Origin of the sequence: Methylobacterium sp. NPDC080182 (assembly GCF_050281105.1) — a bacterium.
In the GTDB taxonomy this organism is placed as follows: domain Bacteria; phylum Pseudomonadota; class Alphaproteobacteria; order Rhizobiales; family Beijerinckiaceae; genus Methylobacterium.
On the sequence record NZ_JBNNWO010000010.1, the window covers coordinates 94,541 to 117,115 of the forward strand.

Annotated in this window: 35 protein-coding genes and 1 tRNA gene; 22 read left to right on the forward strand and 14 right to left on the reverse strand. The window is 69.2% G+C overall.

What is annotated here, in order from left to right; all coding sequences use genetic code 11:
- Positions 1–90: 90 nt before the first annotated feature.
- Positions 91–750 (forward strand): phosphoribosylanthranilate isomerase, encoded by a 660-nt coding sequence (locus tag ACQKQD_RS18075; RefSeq protein ID WP_427509074.1) that lies wholly within the window; start codon positions 91–93, stop codon positions 748–750.
- Between the two features lie 10 nt (positions 751–760).
- Here the strand turns inward: ACQKQD_RS18075 and ACQKQD_RS18080 are convergent, their stop codons facing one another.
- From ACQKQD_RS18080 to rpsA, 4 genes are all read right to left on the reverse strand, one after another.
- Positions 761–1,129, reverse strand: a complete 369-nt coding sequence (locus ACQKQD_RS18080) for a LapA family protein (protein ID WP_427509075.1) — start codon at positions 1,127–1,129, stop codon at positions 761–763.
- 18 nt (positions 1,130–1,147) lie between these two features.
- The gene (locus ACQKQD_RS18085) at positions 1,148–1,459 is read right to left on the reverse strand and encodes an integration host factor subunit beta (protein ID WP_012319412.1); all 312 of its coding nucleotides are present in this window, start codon (positions 1,457–1,459) and stop codon (positions 1,148–1,150) included.
- A 50-nt stretch (positions 1,460–1,509) separates the two neighbouring features.
- Positions 1,510–2,472 (reverse strand): signal peptide peptidase SppA, encoded by a 963-nt coding sequence (gene sppA / locus ACQKQD_RS18090; protein ID WP_020092171.1) that lies wholly within the window; start codon positions 2,470–2,472, stop codon positions 1,510–1,512.
- Positions 2,473–2,815: 343 nt separating this feature from the next.
- On the reverse strand, positions 2,816–4,528 hold the full coding sequence (rpsA, locus tag ACQKQD_RS18095; protein WP_010683172.1) for a 30S ribosomal protein S1: 1,713 nt from the start codon (positions 4,526–4,528) through the stop codon (positions 2,816–2,818).
- A gap of 541 nt (positions 4,529–5,069) precedes the next feature.
- Here rpsA and ACQKQD_RS18100 point away from each other — a divergent pair.
- Complete coding sequence (locus tag ACQKQD_RS18100; RefSeq protein ID WP_427509076.1) at positions 5,070–5,837, forward strand: Crp/Fnr family transcriptional regulator; 768 nt, start codon at positions 5,070–5,072, stop codon at positions 5,835–5,837.
- Positions 5,838–5,871: 34 nt separating this feature from the next.
- On the opposite strand, the gene ACQKQD_RS18105 is transcribed toward ACQKQD_RS18100, so the two are convergent.
- Positions 5,872–6,720 (reverse strand): transglutaminase-like domain-containing protein, encoded by an 849-nt coding sequence (locus ACQKQD_RS18105; protein ID WP_427509077.1) that lies wholly within the window; start codon positions 6,718–6,720, stop codon positions 5,872–5,874.
- Between the two features lie 373 nt (positions 6,721–7,093).
- On the opposite strand from ACQKQD_RS18105, the gene serA reads away from it, so the two are divergent.
- Positions 7,094–8,344, forward strand: coding sequence for a phosphoglycerate dehydrogenase (serA, locus tag ACQKQD_RS18110; RefSeq protein WP_427509078.1), 1,251 nt, complete (start codon positions 7,094–7,096; stop codon positions 8,342–8,344).
- Positions 8,345–8,498: 154 nt separating this feature from the next.
- Positions 8,499–8,978 carry a hypothetical protein gene (locus ACQKQD_RS18115; protein ID WP_427509079.1) on the forward strand — a complete coding sequence of 160 codons (480 nt, stop codon included), beginning with the start codon at positions 8,499–8,501 and terminating at the stop codon, positions 8,976–8,978.
- Positions 8,979–8,981: 3 nt separating this feature from the next.
- On the opposite strand, the gene ACQKQD_RS18120 is transcribed toward ACQKQD_RS18115, so the two are convergent.
- Complete coding sequence (locus ACQKQD_RS18120; protein ID WP_427509080.1) at positions 8,982–9,134, reverse strand: hypothetical protein; 153 nt, start codon at positions 9,132–9,134, stop codon at positions 8,982–8,984.
- 306 nt (positions 9,135–9,440) lie between these two features.
- Between ACQKQD_RS18120 and ACQKQD_RS18125 the strand changes: the two genes are divergently transcribed.
- A complete protein-coding gene (locus ACQKQD_RS18125; RefSeq protein ID WP_020092165.1) occupies positions 9,441–9,656 on the forward strand; it encodes a hypothetical protein in 216 nt (71 codons plus the stop codon).
- Positions 9,657–9,989: 333 nt separating this feature from the next.
- On the opposite strand, the gene ACQKQD_RS18130 is transcribed toward ACQKQD_RS18125, so the two are convergent.
- The 3 genes from ACQKQD_RS18130 to ACQKQD_RS18140 all read right to left on the reverse strand — a co-directional run bounded on the left by ACQKQD_RS18130 (position 9,990) and on the right by ACQKQD_RS18140 (position 11,984).
- A complete protein-coding gene (locus ACQKQD_RS18130) occupies positions 9,990–10,322 on the reverse strand; it encodes a hypothetical protein (protein ID WP_020092164.1) in 333 nt (110 codons plus the stop codon).
- A 345-nt stretch (positions 10,323–10,667) separates the two neighbouring features.
- The gene (locus ACQKQD_RS18135; RefSeq protein WP_427509081.1) at positions 10,668–11,246 is read right to left on the reverse strand and encodes an NADPH-dependent FMN reductase; all 579 of its coding nucleotides are present in this window, start codon (positions 11,244–11,246) and stop codon (positions 10,668–10,670) included.
- A gap of 72 nt (positions 11,247–11,318) precedes the next feature.
- Positions 11,319–11,984: a cell wall anchor protein gene (locus tag ACQKQD_RS18140; protein WP_427509082.1), complete on the reverse strand. Its 666-nt coding sequence runs from the start codon at positions 11,982–11,984 to the stop codon at positions 11,319–11,321.
- Positions 11,985–12,459: 475 nt separating this feature from the next.
- Between ACQKQD_RS18140 and ACQKQD_RS18145 the strand changes: the two genes are divergently transcribed.
- From ACQKQD_RS18145 to ACQKQD_RS18155, 3 genes are all read left to right on the forward strand, one after another.
- Positions 12,460–12,642 (forward strand): hypothetical protein, encoded by a 183-nt coding sequence (locus tag ACQKQD_RS18145; protein ID WP_012319429.1) that lies wholly within the window; start codon positions 12,460–12,462, stop codon positions 12,640–12,642.
- Between the two features lie 69 nt (positions 12,643–12,711).
- On the forward strand, positions 12,712–13,029 hold the full coding sequence (locus tag ACQKQD_RS18150; protein ID WP_427509083.1) for a hypothetical protein: 318 nt from the start codon (positions 12,712–12,714) through the stop codon (positions 13,027–13,029).
- Between the two features lie 125 nt (positions 13,030–13,154).
- Positions 13,155–13,841 carry a BA14K family protein gene (locus tag ACQKQD_RS18155; protein ID WP_427509084.1) on the forward strand — a complete coding sequence of 229 codons (687 nt, stop codon included), beginning with the start codon at positions 13,155–13,157 and terminating at the stop codon, positions 13,839–13,841.
- 116 nt (positions 13,842–13,957) lie between these two features.
- Here the strand turns inward: ACQKQD_RS18155 and ACQKQD_RS18160 are convergent, their stop codons facing one another.
- The 3 genes from ACQKQD_RS18160 to ACQKQD_RS18170 form a co-directional block, all read right to left on the reverse strand.
- Positions 13,958–14,200, reverse strand: a complete 243-nt coding sequence (locus tag ACQKQD_RS18160; RefSeq protein WP_056530108.1) for a hypothetical protein — start codon at positions 14,198–14,200, stop codon at positions 13,958–13,960.
- 126 nt (positions 14,201–14,326) lie between these two features.
- The gene (locus ACQKQD_RS18165) at positions 14,327–14,665 is read right to left on the reverse strand and encodes a hypothetical protein (protein ID WP_427509085.1); all 339 of its coding nucleotides are present in this window, start codon (positions 14,663–14,665) and stop codon (positions 14,327–14,329) included.
- 230 nt (positions 14,666–14,895) lie between these two features.
- Positions 14,896–14,971: transfer RNA gene (locus ACQKQD_RS18170), tRNA-Asn, on the reverse strand.
- A gap of 268 nt (positions 14,972–15,239) precedes the next feature.
- Between ACQKQD_RS18170 and ACQKQD_RS18175 the strand changes: the two genes are divergently transcribed.
- The 3 genes from ACQKQD_RS18175 to ACQKQD_RS18185 all read left to right on the forward strand — a co-directional run bounded on the left by ACQKQD_RS18175 (position 15,240) and on the right by ACQKQD_RS18185 (position 18,192).
- Positions 15,240–15,476, forward strand: a complete 237-nt coding sequence (locus tag ACQKQD_RS18175; RefSeq protein WP_091976398.1) for a hypothetical protein — start codon at positions 15,240–15,242, stop codon at positions 15,474–15,476.
- Between the two features lie 317 nt (positions 15,477–15,793).
- Positions 15,794–17,473 carry a methyl-accepting chemotaxis protein gene (locus ACQKQD_RS18180; protein ID WP_427509086.1) on the forward strand — a complete coding sequence of 560 codons (1,680 nt, stop codon included), beginning with the start codon at positions 15,794–15,796 and terminating at the stop codon, positions 17,471–17,473.
- Positions 17,474–17,649: 176 nt separating this feature from the next.
- Positions 17,650–18,192 carry a GIY-YIG nuclease family protein gene (locus tag ACQKQD_RS18185; RefSeq protein ID WP_427509087.1) on the forward strand — a complete coding sequence of 181 codons (543 nt, stop codon included), beginning with the start codon at positions 17,650–17,652 and terminating at the stop codon, positions 18,190–18,192.
- 8 nt (positions 18,193–18,200) lie between these two features.
- On the opposite strand, the gene ACQKQD_RS18190 is transcribed toward ACQKQD_RS18185, so the two are convergent.
- Positions 18,201–18,413: a hypothetical protein gene (locus tag ACQKQD_RS18190; RefSeq protein ID WP_427509088.1), complete on the reverse strand. Its 213-nt coding sequence runs from the start codon at positions 18,411–18,413 to the stop codon at positions 18,201–18,203.
- A 95-nt stretch (positions 18,414–18,508) separates the two neighbouring features.
- Between ACQKQD_RS18190 and ACQKQD_RS18195 the strand changes: the two genes are divergently transcribed.
- From ACQKQD_RS18195 to ACQKQD_RS18245, 11 genes are all read left to right on the forward strand, one after another.
- Positions 18,509–18,829 (forward strand): hypothetical protein, encoded by a 321-nt coding sequence (locus ACQKQD_RS18195; RefSeq protein ID WP_427509089.1) that lies wholly within the window; start codon positions 18,509–18,511, stop codon positions 18,827–18,829.
- A complete protein-coding gene (locus ACQKQD_RS18200) occupies positions 18,822–19,250 on the forward strand; it encodes a hypothetical protein (protein ID WP_427509090.1) in 429 nt (142 codons plus the stop codon). The genes ACQKQD_RS18195 and ACQKQD_RS18200 overlap by 8 nt, the downstream gene beginning before the upstream one ends.
- Positions 19,251–19,274: 24 nt before the next feature.
- The gene (locus ACQKQD_RS18205; protein ID WP_427509091.1) at positions 19,275–19,637 is read left to right on the forward strand and encodes a hypothetical protein; all 363 of its coding nucleotides are present in this window, start codon (positions 19,275–19,277) and stop codon (positions 19,635–19,637) included.
- An 18-nt stretch (positions 19,638–19,655) separates the two neighbouring features.
- Entirely contained in the window at positions 19,656–19,910 is a 255-nt protein-coding gene (locus ACQKQD_RS18210; protein WP_427509092.1) for a hypothetical protein, read from the forward strand.
- 34 nt (positions 19,911–19,944) lie between these two features.
- A complete protein-coding gene (locus ACQKQD_RS18215) occupies positions 19,945–20,391 on the forward strand; it encodes a hypothetical protein (protein ID WP_427509093.1) in 447 nt (148 codons plus the stop codon).
- Complete coding sequence (locus ACQKQD_RS18220) at positions 20,391–20,549, forward strand: hypothetical protein (RefSeq protein WP_427509094.1); 159 nt, start codon at positions 20,391–20,393, stop codon at positions 20,547–20,549. Before ACQKQD_RS18215 ends, ACQKQD_RS18220 begins: the two co-directional genes overlap by 1 nt.
- A 10-nt stretch (positions 20,550–20,559) precedes the next feature.
- Positions 20,560–20,805 (forward strand): hypothetical protein, encoded by a 246-nt coding sequence (locus ACQKQD_RS18225; protein WP_427509095.1) that lies wholly within the window; start codon positions 20,560–20,562, stop codon positions 20,803–20,805.
- A gap of 488 nt (positions 20,806–21,293) precedes the next feature.
- Positions 21,294–21,494 (forward strand): hypothetical protein, encoded by a 201-nt coding sequence (locus ACQKQD_RS18230; RefSeq protein WP_427509096.1) that lies wholly within the window; start codon positions 21,294–21,296, stop codon positions 21,492–21,494.
- A 203-nt stretch (positions 21,495–21,697) separates the two neighbouring features.
- A complete protein-coding gene (locus ACQKQD_RS18235) occupies positions 21,698–21,916 on the forward strand; it encodes a hypothetical protein (RefSeq protein ID WP_427509097.1) in 219 nt (72 codons plus the stop codon).
- Positions 21,917–21,918: 2 nt separating this feature from the next.
- Positions 21,919–22,107 carry a hypothetical protein gene (locus ACQKQD_RS18240; protein WP_427509098.1) on the forward strand — a complete coding sequence of 63 codons (189 nt, stop codon included), beginning with the start codon at positions 21,919–21,921 and terminating at the stop codon, positions 22,105–22,107.
- On the forward strand, positions 22,104–22,322 hold the full coding sequence (locus ACQKQD_RS18245; RefSeq protein ID WP_427509099.1) for a hypothetical protein: 219 nt from the start codon (positions 22,104–22,106) through the stop codon (positions 22,320–22,322). Before ACQKQD_RS18240 ends, ACQKQD_RS18245 begins: the two co-directional genes overlap by 4 nt.
- Here ACQKQD_RS18245 and ACQKQD_RS18250 read toward each other — a convergent pair.
- Complete coding sequence (locus ACQKQD_RS18250) at positions 22,319–22,546, reverse strand: hypothetical protein (protein WP_427509100.1); 228 nt, start codon at positions 22,544–22,546, stop codon at positions 22,319–22,321. The genes ACQKQD_RS18245 and ACQKQD_RS18250 overlap by 4 nt on opposite strands.
- Between the last annotated feature and the right edge of the window lie 29 nt (positions 22,547–22,575).

Genomic DNA, 22,575 nt, shown 5'->3' on the forward strand with positions numbered 1-22,575 from the left:
CTGCCGGGTGGGCGGTGCGGGCGCGACCGGTATGACCGCTCGGCGCGCCGCGGGCCTGCTCGTCGGTGCGGGATCGGCTATAGGAGGCCGATGGCCTCCTCCCCGCCCCCGACCCGCGTGAAGATCTGCGGGCTCAGCACCGAAGCGACCCTGACCGCCGCTCTGGAGGCCGGGGCGGACTGGATCGGCCTCGTGCACTTCCCCCGCAGTCCCCGGCACGTGGCGCTGGCGGGGGCCGCCACGCTGTCGGCCCTGGCCCGCGGCCGGGCCGAGCGGGTCATCCTGCTCGTCGATCCGGACGACGCGCTTCTCGCCGCGTCCGTCGCGGCGGTGGATCCGGATCTGGTCCAGCTCCACGGCCGGGAGAGCCCGGAGCGCGTCGCGGCGATCCGTGCCCGGACAGGACGGCCGGTGATGAAGGCGCTCGGCATCGCGACGTCGGCGGATCTCGCGGCCCTGCCGGCCTACGCGGCGGTCGCCGACCGGATCCTGCTGGACGCCAAGGCGCCGCCGGACGCCGCCCTGCCGGGCGGCAACGGCCGGCGCTTCGATTGGGAGATCCTGCGCGGCGCCGCGCTCCCGCCCGGGACCATGCTGTCGGGCGGCCTCGACGCCGGAAACGTGGCCGACGCCCTCGCCCGCACGGGGATCGGCGCCGTCGACGTCTCGTCGGGTGTCGAGACGGCGCCAGGGGTGAAGGATCCGGCGAAGATCGCGGCCTTCGTGGCGGCCGCGCGCGGCCGGCGCTGAGGGGGCCGCCTCAGCGCGGGGCCGGCAGGGCCGTCCGGCCGGTATTCGGGACCGTGTAGACGCCCGGGGTCTCGGTCTCCGGCGCGTAGGCCCGCAGCCGGGTCGCCTCGCGCTCGTGCCGGACGGCCTCGCGGCGGTGGTAGCGCGCCCGCGCGCGGGTCTTGCCCTGGCCGAGCCACGTGAAGATGCCGCCCACCACGATGCCCAGGGCCACCGCGCCGAACAGGATCGCGTAGAGCGGGAGGTCGACGCTGAAGACCGGCGCGTCCACGTTGAACGGATCGAAGGAGAGCCGTACCGGCGCGCGGTTGGCCACTGCCAGGAGGATCACCAGGGCGGCGATCGGCAGCAGCACGAGGCTCTTCAGGAAACGGATCATCGCGCTCACAGGTCCTTCCTACTCGGCGGCCGAGGCATTCTCGCCGATCCCGGCGGCGTTGAGGCGCTGGCGCATCTCCTTGCCGGTCTTGAACACGGGGATCGCCTTCTCGGACACGGCAACGGCGGCACCCGTGCGCGGGTTGCGTCCCCGGCGCGCCTCCCGGCGCTTGACCGAGAAGGCGCCGAAGCCGCGCAGCTCAACCCGGTCGCCGCGGGCCAGCGCGTCGGAAATGGTGTCGAGGATCGCGTTGACCAGGATCTCCACGTCGCGCTGGTAGAGATGCGGGTTCTGCTCGGCGATCTTGAGGACGAGCTCCGACTTGATCATGGCGTGGGATCTTCTCGCGGGATCGGGGCGGGCTGCGCGGCGGCGGTCGTTCAGGGTTCCGGGCGCCAGAGGGCGAGCATCCCGCCCCGGGCGGCCTCGGCCTCGGCGCCGACGGACCGCAGCCGCGCCGCGAGGCCTTCCAGGCCGAGGAGGTCGGCGCCGATCCCGGCGGCCGACCACAGGGAGAACCGGCTCTCCGAGGCGGGCTTCCAGTCCTTGATCGGCAGGTTCGTCTGGACGCCGCGGGCGCTCTCCAGCCACGCCACTGCCTGCCGCTCGCCGCCGAGCTCGTCGACGAGCTTCAGCGGCACGCTCTGGCGCCCGCTGAACACCCGTCCGTCCGAGACGGTGCTGAGCTGGGCCGGATCCATGCCGCGGCGCTCCGCGACGAGGCCCTTGAACCACGCGTAGGTGTCGCCCACCACGGAGGCCAGCGCGGCGCGCGCCTCCGGCGAGGTCGGGGTGAAGCCCGAGGGCTCGGCCTTGAGCGGCGACGACTTCACCGACTCGACCTTGACGCCGACCTTGTCCAGCAGACCCGAGAAGTCGGGGTACTGGAACAGCACGCCGATCGAGCCGACCAGGCTGGTCTCGCGCGCGACGATGTGATCGGCCGCGATCGCGGTGATGTAGGCGCCGGACGCGGCGGTGCCGTCCACGAAGGCCACGATCGGCTTCTTGGCGGCGAGCGCTCGGAGGTTGCGGAAGATCTCCTCCGAGCCCGTAGTCGTGCCGCCCGGCGAGTTGATCGAGACGATCACGCCCTTCACGGCGTCCGAATCGCCGACCCGCTTCATCAGCTTGGCGGTGGCCTCGCTCCCGGCGATGAAGCCCGAGACGGAGATGCGGGCGATCTGGGGCTGCACCGCGAAGGCGCCGTCCGCGCCCGTCCGCACCCGGTACCCGAGGGCCCCGACCGCCACGATGAGGCCGCCGACGCCGAGCACGCGCCAGAGGGACAACCTGCGGCGCAGGCGCCGCCGGTCAATCAGCAGTTCGGCATCGGCTGCCATGCTGTCGCTTCCCCTAAAGCACCCCGACCGGCCCCTCGACGGGGTGCGGGAGCCGTACCCCCGCGCCGGGCAAGTCCTTGGTTTCCTTCGGCTCGCTCCGTCCGAGCCGTGCGAGGCCGGTGTTCTAGAGCATTTTCCGCGGGCGTGGATACGGGGCGCGCGAAGAAAATGACGGGGCGGCCCGTCGCTGTCGCGTCGGGCGGCACGACCGGACCGGCCGCGCGCTCCTGGCAACCTTGGATTGCCGGCGCCCAAAGAAAAACCCGCGCGGGACCGGGGTCCCGCGCGGGTCTCAACGCGGCGGATCCGCCGCCCGGACAGGCCGGGCGGCAGGGGCCGTCTCTCACTCGTCGTCGGAGCGCTTCTTGTTGAAGGCGGCACCGAGGATGTCGCCGAGGGAGGCACCCGAATCGGCAGAGCCGAACTGGGCCATGGCCTCCTTCTCCTCGGCGACCTCGAGGGCCTTGATCGAGACCTGCACGCGGCGGGCCTTCCGGTCGAACTGGACGACGCGGGCGTCGAACTTCTCGCCGGTGGCGAAGCGCTCGGGGCGCTGGTCGCCGCGGTCGCGGGCGAGTTCGGCCCGGCGGATGAAGGTCTGCATGTCGGTGTCGACGATCTTCACCTCGACGCCGGCATCCTTCACCTCGACCACCTCACAGGTGACGATCTGACCCTTCTTGATCTCGCCGGCCTCGGCGAAGGGGTCACCGCCGAGCTGCTTCACGCCCAGCGAGATCCGCTCCTTCTCGACGTCGACGTCGAGAACCTGGGCGCGGACCATGTCGCCCTTCTTGAACTCCTCGATGACCTGCTCGCCGGGACGGTTCCAGTCGAGATCCGACAGGTGGACCATGCCGTCGACGTCGCCCTCGAGGCCGATGAACAGGCCGAACTCGGTCTTGTTCTTGACCTCGCCCTCGACCTCGGAACCGACCGGGTGCTTCTCGGCGAAGGCCTCCCAGGGGTTCTGCAGGGTCTGCTTGAGGCCCAGCGAGATGCGGCGCTTGACCGGATCGACCTCCAGGATCTGAACCTCGACCTCCTGGGAGGTGGAGACGATCTTGCCCGGATGGACGTTCTTCTTGGTCCAGCTCATCTCGGAGACGTGGATCAGGCCCTCGATCCCCGGCTCCAGCTCCACGAAGGCGCCGTAATCGGTGATGTTGGTCACGCGGCCCTTGAGCTTGGCGCCCTCCGGGTAGCGGGCGGCGATGCCCTCCCACGGATCGGCGAGCAGCTGCTTGATGCCGAGCGAGATGCGGTGCGTCTCGTGGTTGATCTTGATGATCTTGACCTTCACGGTCTGGCCGATCGTGACCACCTCGGACGGGTGGTTCACGCGGCGCCACGCCATGTCGGTGACGTGCAGCAGGCCGTCGATCCCGCCGAGGTCGACGAACGCGCCGTACTCGGTGATGTTCTTGACGACGCCGTCGATGACCTGACCTTCCTCGAGGTTGGCCACCAGCTCGGAGCGCTGCTCGGCGCGGCTCTCCTCGAGGACGGTCCGGCGCGACACGACGATGTTGCCGCGGCGGCGATCCATCTTGAGGATCTGGAACGGCTGCGGGGTGCCCAGCAGCGGGGTGACGTCGCGGACCGGGCGGATGTCGACCTGCGAGCGCGGCAGGAACGCCACGGCGCCGTCGAGGTCGACCGTGTAGCCGCCCTTGACCTGGTTGAAGATCGTGCCGGTGACGCGGTCGTTGTTCTCGAACGACTTCTCGAGCTTGACCCAGCTCTCCTCGCGGCGCGCCTTGTCGCGCGAGATGACGGCCTCGCCGAGCGCGTTCTCGATCCGGTCGACGTAGACCTCGACCTCGTCGCCGACCTTCAGCTCGCCCTCGCGGCCGGGACCGGTGAATTCCTTGAGCGCGACACGGCCTTCCGTCTTGGCGCCGATGTCGATGACGGCCACGTCCTTCTCGATCGCGACGACGCGACCCTTGACGACGGAGCCTTCGGTGATCTCGTGTTCGAGGAAGCTCTCCTCGAGGAGGGCTGCGAAATCCTCGCGGCTCGGGCCACGCCCCAGAGCGGTACCTGCGGTCATTCTGTCTCCTGAACGGCCCCCGGCGGAGGCCCGTTGCGTCGGCGGCTCGCGTTGCAGGCGCCCCCGTTCGCCGCGGCCTTCCCGGAGTCTTTCGGGAGAGGCGACCGGTCCCGCGGGACCCGGTTTGCCGACGCGTCGATACGGATGACGAGGGCGGTCCGTCCGGCGGCCCGGCGGGCGCGCCAGAAGACGAGCGCGCGAGGGCGGATCCGGGAGGACGCGCGTCCCTTACAGCATCGGCCTTGCGACTTCAACCGATTAGGGTTTTAGGCTCGCGGGGCGGAGGACGGTCCGCGGGGTCCGGGCGATATCGGTGGTCTTGCCGCCGGCCGCAGATCCGGCAAACTTGTCCGCCGTCGAACGTTTGCGGTCGCGCTTCCGACGGCCGAGGGGGCAACCCCGCTCGACCGAGGTCCGCGCCGGTCGGCGATCCGGGGCGTAAGGGGGTGAAGCGTGGGTTGTCCTGATCTCGACTCTCGGGCTGCCCCCCGTCGGCGCGGCGGCACCGCGCGCTCCGCGCGATCCGGGGCCTGAGCCCCCGATGCCGAACGGTTACAACGCCCCGATGGAGATGCTGGCGCGCAAGCTCGACAGCATCGCGCGCCTGTCCGATTCCGACCGCGCGGCGCTCCTCGATCTGCCGCACACGGTCCGGAACCTGCCGGCCCGCCACGACATCGTCCGGTTCGGCGACCGGCCGACCCACAGCTGCCTCGTCCTCCAGGGCTGGGTCTACCGCTACGCCGCCCTCGCCGAGGGGGGGCGGCAGATCCTGTCGTTCTACATCGCGGGCGACCTGCCGGACCTGCAGAGCCTCCACCTGCATCGGATGGATCACAACCTCGCCACCCTGACGCCCTGCGTCGTGGCGCTGATCGCGCACGACGACCTGCGCGCGGTCCTCCTGCGCAATCCGGGGCTCGCCGGCACCCTCTGGCGCGACAGCCTCATCGACGCTGCCCATTACCGCGAGCGGATCACCAGCCTCGGGCGGCGGCAGGCGCTCGGTCGCGTGGCCCACCTGTTCTGCGAGCTCTATCTCCGGCAGAAGGCGGTCGGGCTCGCGCGCGGCCTGAGCTGCCCGCTGGTGCCCAAGCAGTCCGAACTCGCCGACGCGCTCGGCTTGACCAGCGTCCATCTCAACCGGGTCCTGCGCACTCTGCGTGGACGCGGGCTCGTCACGCTGAGCGGCGGCATCCTGACCATCGAGGATTGGGACGCGCTGACGGAGGTTGCGGAGTTCGACCAGACGTTCCTGCACCTGGCGAACAACCCGGCGCCGGCCCGAGAGACCGCCGAGGCGATCTAGCGGGTGGGGCCGGGTGACGCGGCGGGCGCGCGCCTCAGGCGGCCCGGGCCAGGGTCTCCGGCGGCTCGACCACCGCGTCGGTGTGGACGTCGAACCGGACCGGATGGGCGGCACCGAAGCTCGTCGTCAGGGCGCAGTCGGTGGCGTCGCGGCCGCGGGCCATGACGATGCGGCCGATGCGGGGCCGGTTGTGGCGGGCGTCGAACGTGTACCAGCGCGGCCCCTCCGGCCCTTCGAGGAAGACCTCGAACCACGCGGAGAAGTCCATCGGCGCCGGGTCCTTCGGCACGCCGATATCGCCGAGGTAGCCGGTGGCGTAGCGGGCCGGGATGTTCATGCACCGGCACAGGGTGATCGCTAGGTGCGCGAAGTCCCGGCACACGCCGACGCCCTGCGTGTAGCCGTCGAAAGCGGTGCGGGTCGCGTCGGCCTGCTGGTAGTCGAAGCGCAGGCGGGTGTGGGCGAAGTCGACGATCGCCTGGACGCGGGCCCAGCCCTCCGGCGTGCCGCCGAACAGGGACCACGCGATGCCCGACAGCTTGTCGGTGTCGCAGTAGCGGGAGCCGAGCAGGTACGGCACGACGTCGTCCGGCAGGTCCTGGACGGCGATCTGCCGGGCGCCGGGGGCCTGATCGTCCGGCAGCCCGCTGTCGGCGATCGTGAAATCGGCCGCCATGGTGATCCGGCCGCCCGGCGCGACGATGCGCGTGCAGACATTGCCGAAGGCGTCGACGTGCTGCGACGCCGCGACGGGCGGATCGAAGGCGATCACCTCCGGCGTCAGGAGGTCGCCCCGCCGCTCCGGGCGCACGTTGAGGAGCAGGTTCATCGGCGTGGGGCCGAACGTGTCGAAGGCGATCGAGAAGCCGGTGCGGATATGCATCGTCGGGGACCGTGAGGAAGGACGCCGGCCGACGGAGCGGCAGGCGGGTCGTTACAGTACAGGGCCCAATAAGCCGCGAGCCGGGGTCGAGTTCCGTCGATCAGGTCAGTTCAGGCCGGTTTGAACTGCCCGAATATTTGGCAGAGCGGTGCCCGCGCCGGACGTGCCGCGCCCGGACCGGCCGGCATCCGATGAGCCATGCGAGAGCCTTGCGGGAGCCATGCGGCAGGCAGTGGGCGGGGCTGCGGTCAAGCGGGGCGGTCCGTCACCGCGCCATGTTGCAACGCACACGGCGCCCTCTTATCCCAGGCCGCTCGACTCCAGGGCCTGCCGGCACCGCCCGGCCCGGCCTGCTGCCAGACGATCGACGCCCATGACGCCCGACAAGCTTTCTCTGCCGAAGGACAAGATCCGCGTCCTGCTGCTCGAGGGCATCAACGACAGCGCCGTGGCGCTGATGCGGGCGGCCGGCTACACCAACCTGACCCGCCTGCCGAAGGCGCTGGACCGGGAGGCCCTGCACGAGGCGCTCCAGGGCGTGCACATGGTGGGCATCCGCTCGCGCACGCAGCTCGACGCTTCCGCCTTCGAGGCGGCGGACCGGCTCCTGGCCGTGGGCTGCTTCTCGGTCGGCACCAACCAAGTCGACCTGGACGCGGCGCGCCACCGGGGCATCCCGGTCTTCAACGCGCCCTTCTCCAACACCCGCTCGGTGGCGGAGCTGACGATCGGCGAGATCGTGATGCTGCTGCGCCGGATCGTTCCGCGCTCGGTGGGCGCCCACGCGGGCCGCTGGGACAAGTCGGCGGTGGGCTCGCTGGAGGTGCGCGGCAAGACGCTGGGCATCGTCGGCTACGGCAATATCGGCACGCAGCTCTCGACCCTGGCCGAGGCCATGGGCATGCGCGTGCTGTTCTACGACCACACCGACAAGCTGCGCCACGGCAACACCGAGCCGGTCGAGACGCTGCACGCCCTGCTGGCGCAGAGCGACGTCGTCTCGCTGCACGTGCCGGAGACCGACGCCACCGCCAACATGATCGGCGCCGCCGAGATCCGGGCGATGAAGCCCGGCGCCTTCCTGATCAACAACGCCCGGGGCACCGTGGTCGATCTCGAGGCGCTGGCCGCGGCCCTGCGCGACGGCCATCTCAAGGGCGCGGCCGTCGACGTCTTCCCGGTGGAGCCCGGCTCGAACGCCGAAACGTTCGTGAGCCCGCTCCAGGGCCTCGAGAACGTGATTCTCACCCCGCATATCGGCGGCTCCACCGAGGAGGCGCAGGAGCGGATCGGCTCCGAGGTGGCACGCAAGCTCGTGGACTATTCCGATATCGGCTCGACGGTCGGCGCGGTGAACTTCCCGCAGGTGCAACTCCCGGCCCGTCCGACCGGGACGCGGTTCATCCACGTCCAGCGCAACCTGCCCGGCATGCTCGGGCGGCTCAACGACGTGTTCTCCCGCGGCCACGTCAACATCGCCGCGCAGTTCTACCAGACCGACGGCGAGGTCGGTTACGTGGTGCTGGAGACCGACGCCACCGACGCGGATGCCGAGGCGCTGCTCACCGAGATCCGCGCCATCCCGGGCACGATCCGGGCCCGCCTCCTCTACGAGCGCCGCTGATCCCGAGGCGGGCGCGGGAATTTACGATGCGCGCGTGAACGCGGCGGGTCTTGCCGCGTTCGTCTTGCGCGGCCAAGCTGGCCGCTGTTCAAGTCAGGGACGGCACCATCGACGGCCTCGGCCGGTCGAGCGCCCGGCCGGCGGAGGAATTGCGGTGACGAAGCGTGTAGCGTGCGCATGGGCCGGCCTCGTGCTCGGCATCGTTGGGTCGGTCTCGGTCGTCTCCGGCGCGTCGGCGGATTGCCTGCGCCGGGTCTACAACCGGTCGAACCTCGTTCTGGTCGCCCGTCAGGACGGCGGCCCGCCCGCCACGCTGCTGCCCGGCCAGTCGCTCCCGGTGCGGCTGGCGCGGCCGGGCCAGATCGACATCGCGGCCTATTGCGGTGCGCCGGGCGCGGGCGGGACCCCGGTCACCCAGCGGACCTTCGATTACGAGGCGGTGCTCGACCGCTGCTTCGTCCGGTTCGGGGGCGACCTGTTCGTGCCGCAGATCGGGCGCGGCTTCATCGGTCTCCAGGAGACGGCCCCGTTCACCGTCAACAACCCGCGCCAGGGCGACATCATCCTCGGGCCCGCGGCCGGCGCGTCTTGCCCGATGCCGGCCGCCGCTCCCGTGCTGAGCCGCCGGGGTTGAGCGTCAGAGATAGTGCCGGAAGACGACGCCCGCGTCGTCGGCCGCGCCCGGTTGCGCGGGCGACACCGGCCCGATGAACGGGCTCGCGACGCGCAGGGCCACGAGTCCGAGGGCTGCGAGCGCCGGGGCGAGCAGGCGGAACGGGCGAGCGAGCATGGACGCCTCCGTCGCGCCGCCGATCCCGCCCGCGTCGTGCGGACAGACTGGGTGCGCCTGTGAAGGATCGCACCTTACGGCCGAGCTGGACGTGCCGAAGCGCACATGGGTAACGTTAAGGTCGTGCCCGGATCGCGGGGCCGGGCGGGGACGACGTGACGGTCGGGCGCTTGCGTCCATCACCTCGCTGGCAAGTCCGCCGATGCCCTCCTATGCTGCCCACATCGGGGGCTGCCTGGGATCGCGCTGCACGGGCCGCGGCGGCGCTTCCCGGGTAGAACCGACTGCGTGAACGAGGACGCGCGTATGCTGACCCAGACAGGCAACTCGATTCTCCGAGGCGATCTCGGCGTCGAGGAGACCACCGAGTCCGACAACATCGTCCGCTGGGACGGCGAGCGGCTCTACGTGGAGCAGGACGTCTACCACAACGGGCAACTGGTTCACCGCAAGTACCGTCGCACCGTCACCGAGCCCGTCGCCCACGCGCTCTGGGCGATCATCAACCGCGCCAAGCAGTGAGCTGGCAGTGAGCTGGCAGTGAGCTGGCGGGCGCGTCGCGGACGCGCCCGCCCGATCCGGGCTTTCGCCAGCCCCGGCCGCGCCGGAGCGGAGCTTCGCGGACGTGTCCGGCCGGCCACGGCGGGTCGGGGACCGGATCTTCGAGCGGTGCGGCAGGAGACGTCGCCTGTATCGGTTGCGCGGCGGGGCGTTCGGTCCCGGTTTCCGGTCCCGGCGTCCCAGATCTCCGCTATCCTCGACGATCCCGCGGCGGCGCGTCCCAGCCCGAGGCGCGGCCCCTCCGACATCCCGTCCGCGCCGGGCGCTCCGGGCTCAGCTCGAGACCGCGCGCAGCTAGGCGGCGACGGCCGCCGTCGGTGCGACGAGGGTGAGATGGGCCGGCCGCAGCGCCTCGAGGCGGTCATGGGCGTTGTCGAATGCGGCCCGGATCGTCGTGCCTGCGTCCTCGACGGCGACCAGCACCGCCAGCTTCTGGGCGGTGGCCCGATCGGCGAGACCGCGCGCGGCCGAGACGAGCGACTGCTCCAGGCTCAGGAATTCCGTCTCGGCATCTTTCCCGGCCTCGCGCGCCACCGACGCGAGGCGGTCCAGTACGGCTTCCAGGGCGTGGCGCAGGACAAGCGTCCGCACGCGCTCCTGCAGGAGCGCCCTCTCGTCGATCTTCATCGGAATCGGTCCGGGTTCGGGAACACGGCCAAGCTCTCATACTTCGGGGCTGTGTGCAGCCACCTTTTTGCAACAGCGCAATACTGTCTCGCGACATGAGCGCTCCGCGGGTTCAACGTCTCGCGGGCCCGATCCGGCACAGTTGTTCTACAATCGTGTGCCGAGTATTTGGGAATTTCCAGAATCGAATGCGCCGTCTCGACAGATTCAGCGCACAGAAACGCCCGCGTGGAGGCCCGGTTCGCCGTCCGAATACCTCCGCTCCGGCAGGGGCGATGCTGGGGGCCGCACCGCTCGAGCCACCGTCCGACCCGGGCCCGCGGCGTCCGGAGGGCGTTCCGCGGGTCAGTACGGCGTGCCGCCCCGGCGCCGGTCCCGCAGGGCCTCGGCGTGCCATTCCAGCTCGTCGAGGAAGCGGCCGGCCGCCGCCGCGAGCCAGGGCTCGGCGGGGACGCCCTGCGCGTCGATGACCTTCTGGAGTCGCGGGATCGGCAGAAGGGAGGGGATGCTGGACATGCCCATCTCGGCGAGCATGGCCCGCAGCGGCATCGCGGCCCGGACGCCGCCGAACTGGCCGGCCGAGTAGCAGCAGATGGCCGAGGGCCGCCAGAAATACTCCTCGAGGAAGTGATCGAGGGTGTTCGACAGTGCCGGCGGCACACCGTGGTTGTACTCGGCCGTGACGACCAGGAAGGCGTCGGCGCGGCGGAAGAGGTCGGCGCAGCGCTGCAGGGGCTCCGGCGCCGTCCCGGCCGTGTATTCCTTGTACATCCGATCGAGGAGCGGGAGCGCCAGCTCGGCCGGATCGACCAGGGGGGCGGCGTGGCCGCGGGACTCCAGCTGCGCGATCAGGAAGCGCGCGGCGCGGATGCCGATGCGGTCGGTCCGAACGCTGCCGAGGATCACGGGGACGGTCAGGGCCATGGCGCTCTCCGGTTGCCCCGATCATGCCAGAGGCGGCCGCGCCGCTCCAGCCGCGGGCCAAGCCCGGGATCGTCAGACCTTGGTGGTGCTGGTCAGCGCGGCCGCGATGCCGAGCGGTCCGCCGGCCGCGTAGGCGGTCACCGCCTTGGTCACCTGCTGCAGGAAGGATTGCAGGTCGCTGCCGCTGTCCGTCGCCGTCGCGGTATCGGCGGTCGCGGTGGTGGACGTGCTCGCGGACGTGCTCGCGGACGTGCTCGCGGACGAGGCCGCGGATGAGGCCGCGGACGCGTCGGTCGCGGTGCCGGCCTGGGCAGCACCCTCGCTCTGCCCGGCATCCGACACCGACCGGTGGCCGTGATGGCCGCGATGGTGATGGACGGCGGACGCGCCGCCCGCGGCCTGACCGGGCGCCGTACCGGTGGCGGTGCCGGTCGTCGACGTGTCGTCGGCGTTGGCCGCGGCTTCCGCGGGCGCCGTGACGCCGTTCTGCAGCCCCATCTGGCTGAAGTCCGACTGCAGCTGGAGGAGCGACGCCATCAGGTCGTTCGACAGGGTCGGCGTCGAGGTCGTCCCGGTCGACGGGGCCGTGTCGTCCGCGGCCGCCTGCTTGCCGGTCTCCTGGTTCGCCGTCGCGGCGGTGCCGACATCGAGGCGGGCGGCGTTCACCGCCCGCGCCTGCCTGAGGGCGCTGACGAGATCCCGCTGGAGTGAACTGCCCGAAACCGTGTTGACCGACATGGTACGCCTCCGCGACCGCCCTCACGGTGGTCAGGCACGGGTCGTTCCAGAATTTTCCCAATGATTTCAGCGGCGGGTCCGGGCTATCAGCCGGCAGGATCGGCCGAGCGGCAGAATCTGCCGGCCGCGCCGGCCGACAGATACCGCATCGGCACGGATCCGGTCGGGTCGCGCGCGCCGGTTGTCGCGACGGTGCAGGTTCTCGGGCGGTGTCGCCGTCGCCGCCACGGAGATCCGGGCCTGTTCGCATCGTCTCGCGCGGTTCCCGAACAGCCGCGACGTGCCGCCGTCGTCGCGAGATTGTCCGAAGTAGAACAGTCGATCGATCGCTCTATCGCAGTCGCGATGAGCGGAGGTGCGTGTGTCGTTCTATTCGCGGGCCACGGCTTAGCTCTCGAGCGTGGCCGGAACAACTGCGCCCGGAACGATGAGGACCCTGTCGGGTTGGCTCCTTACTGGTCACCACGAGGTGCACATGACGACCAAGCCACCGCCCGTTCCGCCGGCCAACCGGTCCGACAAGGGCCCCGGCAGCGCCACCGAAGCGCCGCTCACACAGGGGCGCGCCGGATCCCAGACCAAGGATCCGGACAAGGTCGGCCAGGCCGGAAACTCCAAGGTGAACACCACCAACCAGGGCTATCAGCAGGATCGCTGACCGCCCGATCCGCGCGGGCACCGCGAGCCGCCGTGCCCGAGACGTGTTGATCCGCATCGGAGAATGATCATGGCGAATGCCAGTCGGCACAAAGTCGGTCCCGGCGCTCAGGGTAAGGGAACTGGATCCGGGGCCATGTCGGACCTGCCCGACGGCGTGCTGCCGGAGAACATGGTGCTCAGCAATCGCGACAAGTCGCGGCACAGCGACGAGCGCGGGCTGGACAGCAAGAACGTCCAGACCGAGCAGTACCAGGACCACGCCGGCAACCGGCAGGTGGTTGCCGAGACGGACGCCGACACCGACGGCAACACGAGCGGCCTCGCGAACCCGAAGACGGACGAGTCCGGGGCGCAGAGCAGCCTCAAGGCCCAGCAGCGCTCGTAGGTCTCCGTCTCACGAGCGGCGCGGCGCGCCGCTCTCCGATCTGTGGCGGGACAAAAGGAAGCGGGATTGGCCGTCTCGGGCGCGACGTTGATCAGAGTAGACGCAACACAGCCTGAGTGGCGACCATGAACACGACAGTCACAGCGATCGCGTCGGCAATCCTTGCCGGCGCTCTTCTCGGGGCGCCGACCGGAGCCCAGGCGCAGGCGGGCAGCTTCGCCAACCACGGCTTCGGCAACCACAATTTCGGAGCCGCGGCCGTCGGCGGCGGCGGCTTCAGCAGTCCCGGTGTCGGGGCCGGCGCCGCGGGCGGCGGCTTCGCCAACCGGGGCTTCGGCAATCACGCCTTCGGGCCGACTGCCGGTGCCGGAGGGGGTAGCTTCGCCAATAACGGCTTCGGCAACCACAATTTCGGCCGACCGGCTGTCGGCGGCGGATTCGCCAATCCCGGGTTTGGGCACGGGCTCGGCGCCCACCGGGGCTACGGTCATCATCGCCATTACGGCCACAACCGCGGCTACTACGGCCGCCCCTATGGCTACGGCTACGGCTACGGACGGGGCGGATACGGGCTCGGCGGCCTCGGCCTCGGCGTCGCCGTGGGCGGTCTGTACGGCGGCTACGGTTATCCGGGTTACGGCTACGACACCGGGTACTACGGAGGTTATGCGCCCGTCACGTACGGCTACGCCGACATCGAAACCTACCGCGTCGCGGACGACGACCGTTACTGCGCGCGCCGGTTCCGATCCTACGACCCGCAGAGCGGAACCTATCTCGGCCGGGATGGACGTCGCCACCGCTGCCGGTGAGCCGCGACCGTCCTGACGACGGCCGCATCCGGGTCGGACCATCCCCGCCGACGCCGCGGCGGGGATGAAGGTGCCATCGTCACGACCGGCCGGATCGGCGCGGCGTATCGCCGGCGCTAGGCGTCCGCCTCGCTCGCGTCATCCCCGCCGGTCGCACCCAGTGCGGGCCCAGGCCGATACGCGTCGAGCGTCGCGTAGGCATCGGTGTCGGTGAGCCCGAGCCGTTCCATGTCGGTCAGGAAAGACAGGATGTCGGCGTCGACCGGCTCGCCGCTCTCCTTGCGCTCGATCAGGGTATTGACCAGCTCGAGGGCGCTGATCGACGTGGCGCTGGGTTCGTTCGCATCGGGGAAAGCCATGGCCGGTCTCTCGCAGGAGGGCTCCGGGAACTAGGTCACCGCGAGGCCATCGGCCACACGCGACGGCCGTCGCGGTCAATCGAGGTCGATGTCGCCGCGCGTTCCGACAGCGCGGTGCCACGTCCGTCACATCGTCGGATGCGACGTCGGCGCGCTCTCGCGATACAGGGCCTCGTGCTGCCACGTGGGATGGTGCGCGTCCGGTCCGACGTGCTGGCCGACATACAGGGACGCGAGCAGGCCGAGCAGGAGGAACAGACCGATGGTCACCGCGTCCGGATGCCGGCGCGCGCTGTGGATGCCGAAGCACCCCAGCGTGAAGACGGCCGCCAGGGCCAGGGAACCGAGCATGCCGCCCGACATCGGGATCACCGCCGTGCCTGTCGTCGTGGCTAAGCGCGCCGCGCCGCATCGGGGCGGGCGGCACGGGCGCACGACGTAGACGTTCGAGGGCGCGCGAAACATCCCGCCATCCATCGGCGCCACCGCGCGCCGGATCCCGCGGGGGGTGTGGAGGATCGATCTGCGACGGCACCGGTCGGCAGAGGCGCCGGCACGCCCGCATCGCGCCAGTCGAACACGGCACGTCGCACGTATTGACGGATGCCGGAACGGCAACGCTGTTCCCGAACCTCAGAACCCGGGACGGGTGAGAGAGCCGAAAACTCAGTTCGATCAAGATGTTGGTAAGTGGATGGCTCCCCGAGCAGGACTCGAACCTGCGACAAGGCGATTAACAGTCGCCTGCTCTACCAACTGAGCTATCGGGGATCACGAGGGGGTCTCTACACACCGGGATGGCGGGACGCAAGGGCCTCGATGCACGATCCGCGTCCAAACCGAGGCGCGACGCCCCCCGACACAGCGTGTGGCGCCTCCCGCGGAGGTCGGGAGGCCCGGAATGTGACTGATCGGCAACATCGTCGCCGAGGCCCGTCGCCGGCTCTGCCGGTCCGCGGCCGGTGGAAGTCATCCGTCTGTCGTCTCCTGCTCCTACGGGGACCGCCTGCCGGCGCGCCGGTGTGACGACCCTGCCGCTATGCCGACCCATCGCTGCCTCGACCCACAGGACCCCTACGCCGAACGCGAGGTGCGCGTTGCCTTCGAGTGGAGCGCCGACCATCCCCGCCTGATCGCGGCCCTGGACGAGCACGAGGCCGATATCCTCCCCGACCTCGTGGAGGCCCAGCGCGACGATCTCCGTCGCGAGATCGTGGCCGCCCTACCGCTTCCGGAGTCGTGCATCCCAGGTCGGACCGAGATCCGCCTGCCGTGATCGCCGACCCGTGTCCCGCGCGGTCGGGCGCGCGGCGATCCAGCTTCGTCCGGGTGAAACAGTGCTCCTGCCTGCCGGCGCATCTGCCGACAGCGCTCGCGAGACTGAACTGACAATCGGCACCGGCCGAGATCCGCGAATTCTTCCTACGATGAGCCCCTGGATTCTGAGGTTGAGCCGGGCTGCGCGATGGCAAAAATCTCGGAGCTTCGGAGTATAAGTTAAATGTTTTTGCCGGCTATATTTACCTGTTCAAAAAGGTTTGCTTCGATATAGCTGCGGTCACACGAATCTCCGGCCAGAAGCGGCTCGTCGCCATGCGCATCTCACTCGGCCTGAAGCTCTCCGCGGTGATCGGGCTGCTGGCCCTGGTGGCGATCGGCATCGCTGCCTTCGCGGTTCGACAATCGAACTGGGAGCAGGAGCGGGCGGCCGCCACCGACCGGATCTGGAACGCCGGCCTTCAGGCGGGCGCCCTGGGGCAGGCGATCGAGCACGCGGTGGTGCAGGCTACGGCCCTCTACACCGCGGAGGACACGACCGAGGCGCGCACGCGGCTGTCGGCGCTCCACGACGCCCTCGCCACCGTGGAGCAGGTGCGGGTGCCCTTCCTCGAGGCCATGGAGGATCAGCTCCCCGCCGACCGACGGCGGCGGTTCGACCTCTTCGTCAAGGAATTCGTCGCCTACCAGACCGATACGGCCGAACTCGGCCTGACGGTCTCGCCCAAGGCCGCGCTGATCCAGGCGACCGACGAGGCAACCGTGAAGAACCGCGAGCGCATGGTGGCCGAGATCGGCATTCTCGGACGGGAGGTGCTGAACCGGCTGAACGCCCGTCGCGCCGCGGACGCGGCCGACCGCCGTCGGGCGCGGATCACCCTGGTGGCCGTGCCGGCCGCGGCGCTGGCGTTCGGCCTCCTCGCGGCGATCTGGATCATCGTGAGCCAGGTGCGGCGGCCGCTGCATCGGCTCAAGGACGGGATGACGGCGCTCGCCGCCAACGATCTCGGCCGCGCGATCCCGTTCACGCACCGCCGCGACGAGATCGGCGAGATGGCCGCCGCCATCGCGGCGTTCCAGACGGCGCTGATCGAGAAGCGCGACCTCGACGCCGAGGCGCAGGCGCGGCGCGACCGCGACCGCAGCCGGGCGGAGGCCCTGGCCGCGGCCACCCGCACCTTCGAGGCCGAAACGCACCGCGCCGTCACCGATCTCGCCGACTCGGCCGAGGCGATGCAGGCGGCGGCCGACACGCTCTCGGGCAACGCGGGCGCGATGGCGGCCGAGTCGGCCGTCGTCGCCGGAGCGTCGGAGCAGAGCGCGGGCCTCGTCGACAGCATCGCCAGCGCGGCCGAGGAGCTCTCGGCCTCGGCGCGAGAGATCGAGGCGCGGGTCCGTCACACCAGCGCGATCGCCACCTCGGCCCTCTCCGACACGCAGGGGCTCAAGGAGACGGTGATGAGCCTCTCGCAGGCGGCCGAGGAGATCGGCGCCGTGGTCACGCTGATCCGCGAGGTGGCCGAGCAGACGAACCTCCTCGCGCTCAACGCCACGATCGAGGCGGCCCGCGCGGGCGCCGCGGGGCGGGGCTTCGCGGTGGTCGCCGCGGAGGTGAAGGCGCTGGCCGGCCAGACGGCGCTCGCCACCGACCGCATCACCGGGCAGGTCGGGGCGATCCAGGGGGCCGCCGGGCGCACGGTCGGCGCCATCGGCACGATCGGCGAGACCATCGCCCGGATGAGCCTGATCGCCTCCGAGGTCGCGGACGCCACCGACCAGCAGGGGCAGGCCAGCCAGGAGATCGCGCGGGCGATCTTCGGCGCGGCCGCGGAGGCCCGGCAGGTCTCCGAGAGCGTGGCGGGCGTTCAGGCCGCGGCCGCGTCCAACGAGGCGCAGGCCGGGCAGGTGCGCGGCAGCGCCGCCCGGGTCAATACCGGGACCCACAGCCTGCAGCGGGCGATCGAGACCTTCATGGTGGAGGTCCACGGCGCCTGACGGGCGCGCACCGGCCCGTCACGGCCGGCACAATCTGTCTGGGAAGGATGGAGGCCTCGCCCGTTCTTCCACATGGGCATACCGGCAATGGCTTATCGGTCCCAACCCCGGGCATCCGGGCAACGGAAAGAAAAGGCTTTTCGGCCGGTTCCCAAACCGTTCCAGAGGCAGATCTAATGGCCCGCGACCCGTCCAGTCCGATTGTGTCGGGCATCTACTTCCTGTTCCGCGACGGCGCTCTGGCCTACGTCGGCAAGAGCCACGATTGCCACCGCCGGATCGCCAAGCACCGAGCCAACGGCCGGGTCTTCGACTTCGCGACCGTGATGCCGCTCCGGCAGGAGTTCATCGGCGATGTCGAGAAGGCGCTGATCTCTGCCTACACGCCACCTGACAACCGAGCGGTGCCGCCGGCTGCTCAGGCCGTTGCCCCGACGCCGCCGGCTCCGGTCGTCAAAGCGCCGGACCTCACGACTGTTTCGGTCTCTCAGGCACGAACAATCGCGCTCAGGTGCGGCCTGCCGGCTGCCGCCATTGATGAGGCAATTGCCGTCGGTGATCTGAAGTTCGTGGATAGCGGCCGGCGCACTGGCAGGGGCATCGTCCGCGTCGCGATGGCCTCGGCGGTTACCGCCTACTGCGAGCATCGCGCCCAGCAGCGGCTCATTGCGCTCGGGTTGGTTGAGGCCAAGCCTGAGGATGGCGCGATCCTTCAGTAGGATCCGCCTCAGTCCGGCTTGGGCTTGATGCGCTCGCGACGCTTCAGCTCGCGCTCAACAGCCGACCGCAGGAAGGCGGCCAAGGGCTCCTTCGGCATCAGCACGGCCTTGATGCGCGCCAGCGTGCCGGCGGCAAACCGCGCGGTCATGGCTTCGTCCGGATCGTTGATCTGCTTCCGCCCCATGCGGCGCGGTGTGTCCGAAGCGAGCCCGGCGGTCAATTCAGCCTCGAAAAGATGGTGGCATCAACTAGCTATCAGCGCGGATAAATGGTAGCATCTACGCACGATAAAAGCCACCAGCTATCGGAGGCCAGATGCGATCCCTTTCATGCGGCGAGCGCGAAATCCTCAACCAAGACCGGGACGACGAAGCGGACTGCTACCCGAAGCCGATCCGCGTCAGTGAGCACACGGCCCGCAAGGATCACTGCTGCGATAGCTGCTGCCACGGCGGCATTTTGGCCGGCGAGCGCTACACACAGCTCGTCTACCTCAATCATGAGGATGGGCACGGCTTCAAGGTTGAGCGGCACTGCAAGATCCCCGGCTGTAAGCGCAGCGACGAGCACCTGAACTGGTTGCTGAAAGAGCAGGACCGGGCAGACGCTGACTACCACCGAGGACAACATGGGTAATCACCACATTGAATGCGACTACTGCTTTGAGGATACGCGCGGGCTGTCTGGCGTAAGGGGCTGCGATACCCGAGAGCAAGCGGCCAAATGCTGGCAGTTCAAGAAGCTCCAAGCCGAGCGTGCTCAACGAGAACCATACCGCAGCGTCGCCGAGAGCTGCGAGATCCTAGCCGCAGAAATGGACGATCGCGGCGACAAGCCGAACGCGCAAATTTGCTGGGAGGCAGACGCTCATATCCGAGAACTTGAGGCCGAGAACGCCTGCCTGCGCAAGCATCTGATGGACGCGTCCAACGTGTTCTCAACGATGGGTCATCGCCTGCGGTTCTTCAGCCTGCCCGGCACGCAGCGGCGCGAGATCGCAGACGAATGCCGGTTCCGCGCTGAGCAGTTCCGCGAGGCAGCTTCTGACCCCGCCTAACCCCTCCCCGCACACAAGGAGAGAATGATGATCACCTTGGAGACTGACGACGAGGATCCTCGCCCTGACCAGTGGCACGTCAGGCTCCATTCTCGGCTGCCGGGCGCCATGATCGGGCGAAACTTCAACAGGCTAGCCGACGCGTTGGATTGCGCACTGATGAACCCGGGCTCGCGCCTCTTGCGGCATGTCGAAGGGGATAGCTGGGCGCGCCTGTCCTACGAAGGCGCCTACTATGTGCCCTGTAGCGAGGACACACAGGACACCCATCGCAAATTCATGGGGCCGCTTGCCGACTGGGCTCGCAGCTTGGACGGCGCCCCGGTCTCGACGGAGAAGCTGGCCGAGCTTGTGCGGATCTGCGCCGGCGTGGCTGACCCCGCCTAACCCCAGGAGCGAAACGCCATGGCCGAGAGGAAAGAAGCGGGGATGAGCGACAACGTGATCAAGCTGCCGGCATCCGATCGGTGGATTTGCTCTGTCGACGTGGTTCGCACGCCTGACGGCCGAACGGTTGCTCGGCTGACCGATCTGCGGTCCAGCGAGATCGACTGCAACGAGCAACCGAAGCACGCCATGCTGCGGCTCGCCAAGCTCGTGCGTGACGCCGCTGACGGCATGGAGGACGAGGCTCTTAAAATCGGAGAGACCGATGACTAACGCCCCCTCCCCGTCTCCCGCATCCCCCGCTAGCATGGAACTCCCGGAGGAGATCGATAGGGCGATTGATGCGTTCGAACGCGAGGTGCGCTGGTCGGAGGAGTACGGCGAGTGCCGCGACCTGTCCGTGCAGTCGTCGCGTTCATCCCTCACCGCCGCGATCCTCTCCCGGCTGAGAGAAGCAGAAGCCGGGCGAGAGGAAGTTCTAGCCCCTAACGGCATGACGCTCGCAGAGAACTACGCCCTGGTCAGCAAGTTCGCTGACGCCAACGATGTGCTCCTCATCCAAATTAAACAAGCCAAAGTCGCCAGAGACGCCGCCCTCGCCCGCGTGGAAGGGCTGGAGAAGGCGCTGGCGTTCTACGCCGACGAGCAGAACTACCGGATGAACGCGCCGCTGGATCCGAACTCAAGTTGGTTTGAGGGCAACAGCCGGGCTCGTTCTGCCCTTTCCGAAGCCCCGTCCCAAGGAGACCAGTGATGGCCGAGAAGAAGCTTCGGAGCGGTCGCGTCGACCGGCGCTGCCCGCACACGATGAAGGCCACCGATGGGCTCGGCGTCACCTACTGCTGCGACTGCGGGAAGATGATGAATGTTCCGAAGCCCGAAGCCGGCCGTCTCGCGACCAAGGACGCATGAGGAGGAGAGGATGCCAAGCCCGAAAGCCATTGATGCCGTAGCCGAAGCCTGGGCGTCGATCGACGGCAAGCTGGATGAGTACCGGCGCGAGCGCGACGAGGATGTCGGACTGACCGACGAAGGCTGCACGGGGCACTTCGAGGGCTACCAAGCCGAGGCAGACGAACTGATCCGGAGGATTGAGGCTCGCGGGTTCATGCTGATCCCGATGGTGCCGTTCGCCCTCTCCTCCCCTGCTCCCACCGAGGAGGGCTGAGGGAATGAAGACCATGGCGCGTTCGCACAGCGAACCGGGCTCTTGCCCTGACGGGCCGAACCCTTCGGTTTCGGGCCATTCGGCCTGCGATCCCTCGCGCGGATGGCAGCCGATCGCGACGGCGCCCAAGGACGGCTCTTGGGTCTGGGGTGAATGGCCTGAGATTGTCGGTAACAACTTCACTCGCGGGTACCCCCGCATTATCGCGCCGATGCGCTGGGGGAAGCCCTATCGCGGCAGCATGTACGACGATCATTGGTGCATGGAGGGTCGGTGGACCCCCGGCCCAGGACCTTCTCGTTGGTTCCCCATAAACACCCCGCCCGCGCAAGGGATGGAAGCCCGTAAGGGCCGAGGCGAAGCCTCGGTCGGAGACGACAGCCCGGTCGCCGAAGGCGATGCGCCAGACCCCGCTCAGGATCACCGTCTGGCAGCGGGTTGAGAGAAGGGGATGACGGGCACTCCGTCTGACACACAGGAGAGTGACGATGGAAAATCACGAACACGATACGACCGAATGCGTTGCTTGCGGCAAGACGATTAGGCCCGGCGACCTGGGATATGGCGATGTGAACAACAGCGGGTTCATGCACGCGGATTGCGCGGGAACTGACCCAGAGGACTTTACCGATGCAGAGGGCGAACCGCTGCCGAAGGGGGCGTCGATACCGAAGCCATACCCGTACTGAGGGCGGAAGGGCAGGGTTTAACGATGGCTTGGACGACGCCCGTGATCAGCGAATTGGACCCGTTCGAGAGCATGCTGGCGCATCAGCGGGCGTTCTATGCCGACTGGCGCGCGAGCTACCAGTTCTAATCCGGGAGGGGCATCCTCCCTTCCCCGCACGATCCGCCCGCGGTAGCCTCAACCCATGAGCGAGGGCCAGAGACGATGATGGACTTCGATCCGAAACGCCACGTGCGGTTCCGTGGCAAGGCTCTCAACGAGCTGACGCATCAGGAAACGTTGGCGGCCCTCGTGCAGGCCTTAGAGCGCGTCGCCTACCTTGAGGCAACCCGACCGCTTGGGGTGCGGCCGTCTATGGTGCCGACCGAGGGGCCGACAAAGCCGATCCCGTTCCCGTCGCGAACCGAGTTCTATCAGCCATAGCCATGAGCGACGACCACGACGCGATCACCGAAGCCGCAGACGCCCTGATCGCAGCGGGGTACGACGTGAAGCCGTGGGGCGACGATCACGCCTTCTGGTTCGTCAATGGCAAGACGCTCAACGATAGCGACTTGCTCGCTCTGGCAATCCGCAACGGCTTGATGGAGCCGCCCTCGGATCGCCTGCAATGACCGACCTCGGCCTCGTCCTCCCCCTCCAGATCGAACGCCTGGAGGAAGCGATCAAGGTGGTCGACGCCAACGGGAAGGCTGCGGCGTATTGCTATGTTTCAGACAATCCGGAACGCCGCCTGCAGACCGGAAGGCTATCGCCCGAAGAGGGAGTTGAGACGGCCAAGGTGATTGCTCGGGCGCTCACCGATGCGCTCGCCGGCATGAAGGCCTAAGATAGACCGCAAGCCCGGCGGGTAGTTGAGATCCACTCCTCCCGCTGTTCCGGCGTCATCATCTCCCAAGCCACGATAACGGCGACGAGGTGCTGCGGCACCTCCCCGTGCTCGCCGCGGATCTGGCGGGAGATCGTGTTGACCGGGCGCCCGAGCAGACGCGCAAGCGTGACCTGCGTGAGGCCCGCTTCTTTCGCCCGGCGCTGCCAAGGTTCGTTGTCCATGGGGCGGCGCCGTAGCGCACGGCCATCAG

What these genes read in the sequence shown, in the direction of transcription:
- ACQKQD_RS18075 (WP_427509074.1), top strand. Translation starts at nt 91, where the DNA reads ATGGCCTCCTCCCCGCCCCCGACCCGCGTGAAGATCTGCGGGCTCAGC.
- ACQKQD_RS18080 (WP_427509075.1), bottom strand. Translation starts at nt 1,129, where the DNA reads ATGATCCGTTTCCTGAAGAGCCTCGTGCTGCTGCCGATCGCCGCCCTG.
- ACQKQD_RS18085 (WP_012319412.1), bottom strand. Translation starts at nt 1,459, where the DNA reads ATGATCAAGTCGGAGCTCGTCCTCAAGATCGCCGAGCAGAACCCGCAT.
- sppA (WP_020092171.1), bottom strand. Translation starts at nt 2,472, where the DNA reads ATGGCAGCCGATGCCGAACTGCTGATTGACCGGCGGCGCCTGCGCCGC.
- rpsA (WP_010683172.1), bottom strand. Translation starts at nt 4,528, where the DNA reads ATGACCGCAGGTACCGCTCTGGGGCGTGGCCCGAGCCGCGAGGATTTC.
- ACQKQD_RS18100 (WP_427509076.1), top strand. Translation starts at nt 5,070, where the DNA reads ATGCCGAACGGTTACAACGCCCCGATGGAGATGCTGGCGCGCAAGCTC.
- ACQKQD_RS18105 (WP_427509077.1), bottom strand. Translation starts at nt 6,720, where the DNA reads ATGCATATCCGCACCGGCTTCTCGATCGCCTTCGACACGTTCGGCCCC.
- serA (WP_427509078.1), top strand. Translation starts at nt 7,094, where the DNA reads ATGACGCCCGACAAGCTTTCTCTGCCGAAGGACAAGATCCGCGTCCTG.
- ACQKQD_RS18120 (WP_427509080.1), bottom strand. Translation starts at nt 9,134, where the DNA reads ATGCTCGCTCGCCCGTTCCGCCTGCTCGCCCCGGCGCTCGCAGCCCTC.
- ACQKQD_RS18125 (WP_020092165.1), top strand. Translation starts at nt 9,441, where the DNA reads ATGCTGACCCAGACAGGCAACTCGATTCTCCGAGGCGATCTCGGCGTC.
- ACQKQD_RS18130 (WP_020092164.1), bottom strand. Translation starts at nt 10,322, where the DNA reads ATGAAGATCGACGAGAGGGCGCTCCTGCAGGAGCGCGTGCGGACGCTT.
- ACQKQD_RS18135 (WP_427509081.1), bottom strand. Translation starts at nt 11,246, where the DNA reads ATGGCCCTGACCGTCCCCGTGATCCTCGGCAGCGTTCGGACCGACCGC.
- ACQKQD_RS18140 (WP_427509082.1), bottom strand. Translation starts at nt 11,984, where the DNA reads ATGTCGGTCAACACGGTTTCGGGCAGTTCACTCCAGCGGGATCTCGTC.
- ACQKQD_RS18145 (WP_012319429.1), top strand. Translation starts at nt 12,460, where the DNA reads ATGACGACCAAGCCACCGCCCGTTCCGCCGGCCAACCGGTCCGACAAG.
- ACQKQD_RS18150 (WP_427509083.1), top strand. Translation starts at nt 12,712, where the DNA reads ATGGCGAATGCCAGTCGGCACAAAGTCGGTCCCGGCGCTCAGGGTAAG.
- ACQKQD_RS18155 (WP_427509084.1), top strand. Translation starts at nt 13,155, where the DNA reads ATGAACACGACAGTCACAGCGATCGCGTCGGCAATCCTTGCCGGCGCT.
- ACQKQD_RS18160 (WP_056530108.1), bottom strand. Translation starts at nt 14,200, where the DNA reads ATGGCTTTCCCCGATGCGAACGAACCCAGCGCCACGTCGATCAGCGCC.
- ACQKQD_RS18165 (WP_427509085.1), bottom strand. Translation starts at nt 14,665, where the DNA reads ATGTTTCGCGCGCCCTCGAACGTCTACGTCGTGCGCCCGTGCCGCCCG.
- ACQKQD_RS18175 (WP_091976398.1), top strand. Translation starts at nt 15,240, where the DNA reads ATGCCGACCCATCGCTGCCTCGACCCACAGGACCCCTACGCCGAACGC.
- ACQKQD_RS18180 (WP_427509086.1), top strand. Translation starts at nt 15,794, where the DNA reads ATGCGCATCTCACTCGGCCTGAAGCTCTCCGCGGTGATCGGGCTGCTG.
- ACQKQD_RS18185 (WP_427509087.1), top strand. Translation starts at nt 17,650, where the DNA reads ATGGCCCGCGACCCGTCCAGTCCGATTGTGTCGGGCATCTACTTCCTG.
- ACQKQD_RS18195 (WP_427509089.1), top strand. Translation starts at nt 18,509, where the DNA reads ATGCGATCCCTTTCATGCGGCGAGCGCGAAATCCTCAACCAAGACCGG.
- ACQKQD_RS18200 (WP_427509090.1), top strand. Translation starts at nt 18,822, where the DNA reads ATGGGTAATCACCACATTGAATGCGACTACTGCTTTGAGGATACGCGC.
- ACQKQD_RS18205 (WP_427509091.1), top strand. Translation starts at nt 19,275, where the DNA reads ATGATGATCACCTTGGAGACTGACGACGAGGATCCTCGCCCTGACCAG.
- ACQKQD_RS18210 (WP_427509092.1), top strand. Translation starts at nt 19,656, where the DNA reads ATGGCCGAGAGGAAAGAAGCGGGGATGAGCGACAACGTGATCAAGCTG.
- ACQKQD_RS18215 (WP_427509093.1), top strand. Translation starts at nt 19,945, where the DNA reads ATGGAACTCCCGGAGGAGATCGATAGGGCGATTGATGCGTTCGAACGC.
- ACQKQD_RS18220 (WP_427509094.1), top strand. Translation starts at nt 20,391, where the DNA reads ATGGCCGAGAAGAAGCTTCGGAGCGGTCGCGTCGACCGGCGCTGCCCG.
- ACQKQD_RS18225 (WP_427509095.1), top strand. Translation starts at nt 20,560, where the DNA reads ATGCCAAGCCCGAAAGCCATTGATGCCGTAGCCGAAGCCTGGGCGTCG.
- ACQKQD_RS18230 (WP_427509096.1), top strand. Translation starts at nt 21,294, where the DNA reads ATGGAAAATCACGAACACGATACGACCGAATGCGTTGCTTGCGGCAAG.
- ACQKQD_RS18235 (WP_427509097.1), top strand. Translation starts at nt 21,698, where the DNA reads ATGATGGACTTCGATCCGAAACGCCACGTGCGGTTCCGTGGCAAGGCT.
- ACQKQD_RS18240 (WP_427509098.1), top strand. Translation starts at nt 21,919, where the DNA reads ATGAGCGACGACCACGACGCGATCACCGAAGCCGCAGACGCCCTGATC.
- ACQKQD_RS18245 (WP_427509099.1), top strand. Translation starts at nt 22,104, where the DNA reads ATGACCGACCTCGGCCTCGTCCTCCCCCTCCAGATCGAACGCCTGGAG.
- ACQKQD_RS18250 (WP_427509100.1), bottom strand. Translation starts at nt 22,546, where the DNA reads ATGGACAACGAACCTTGGCAGCGCCGGGCGAAAGAAGCGGGCCTCACG.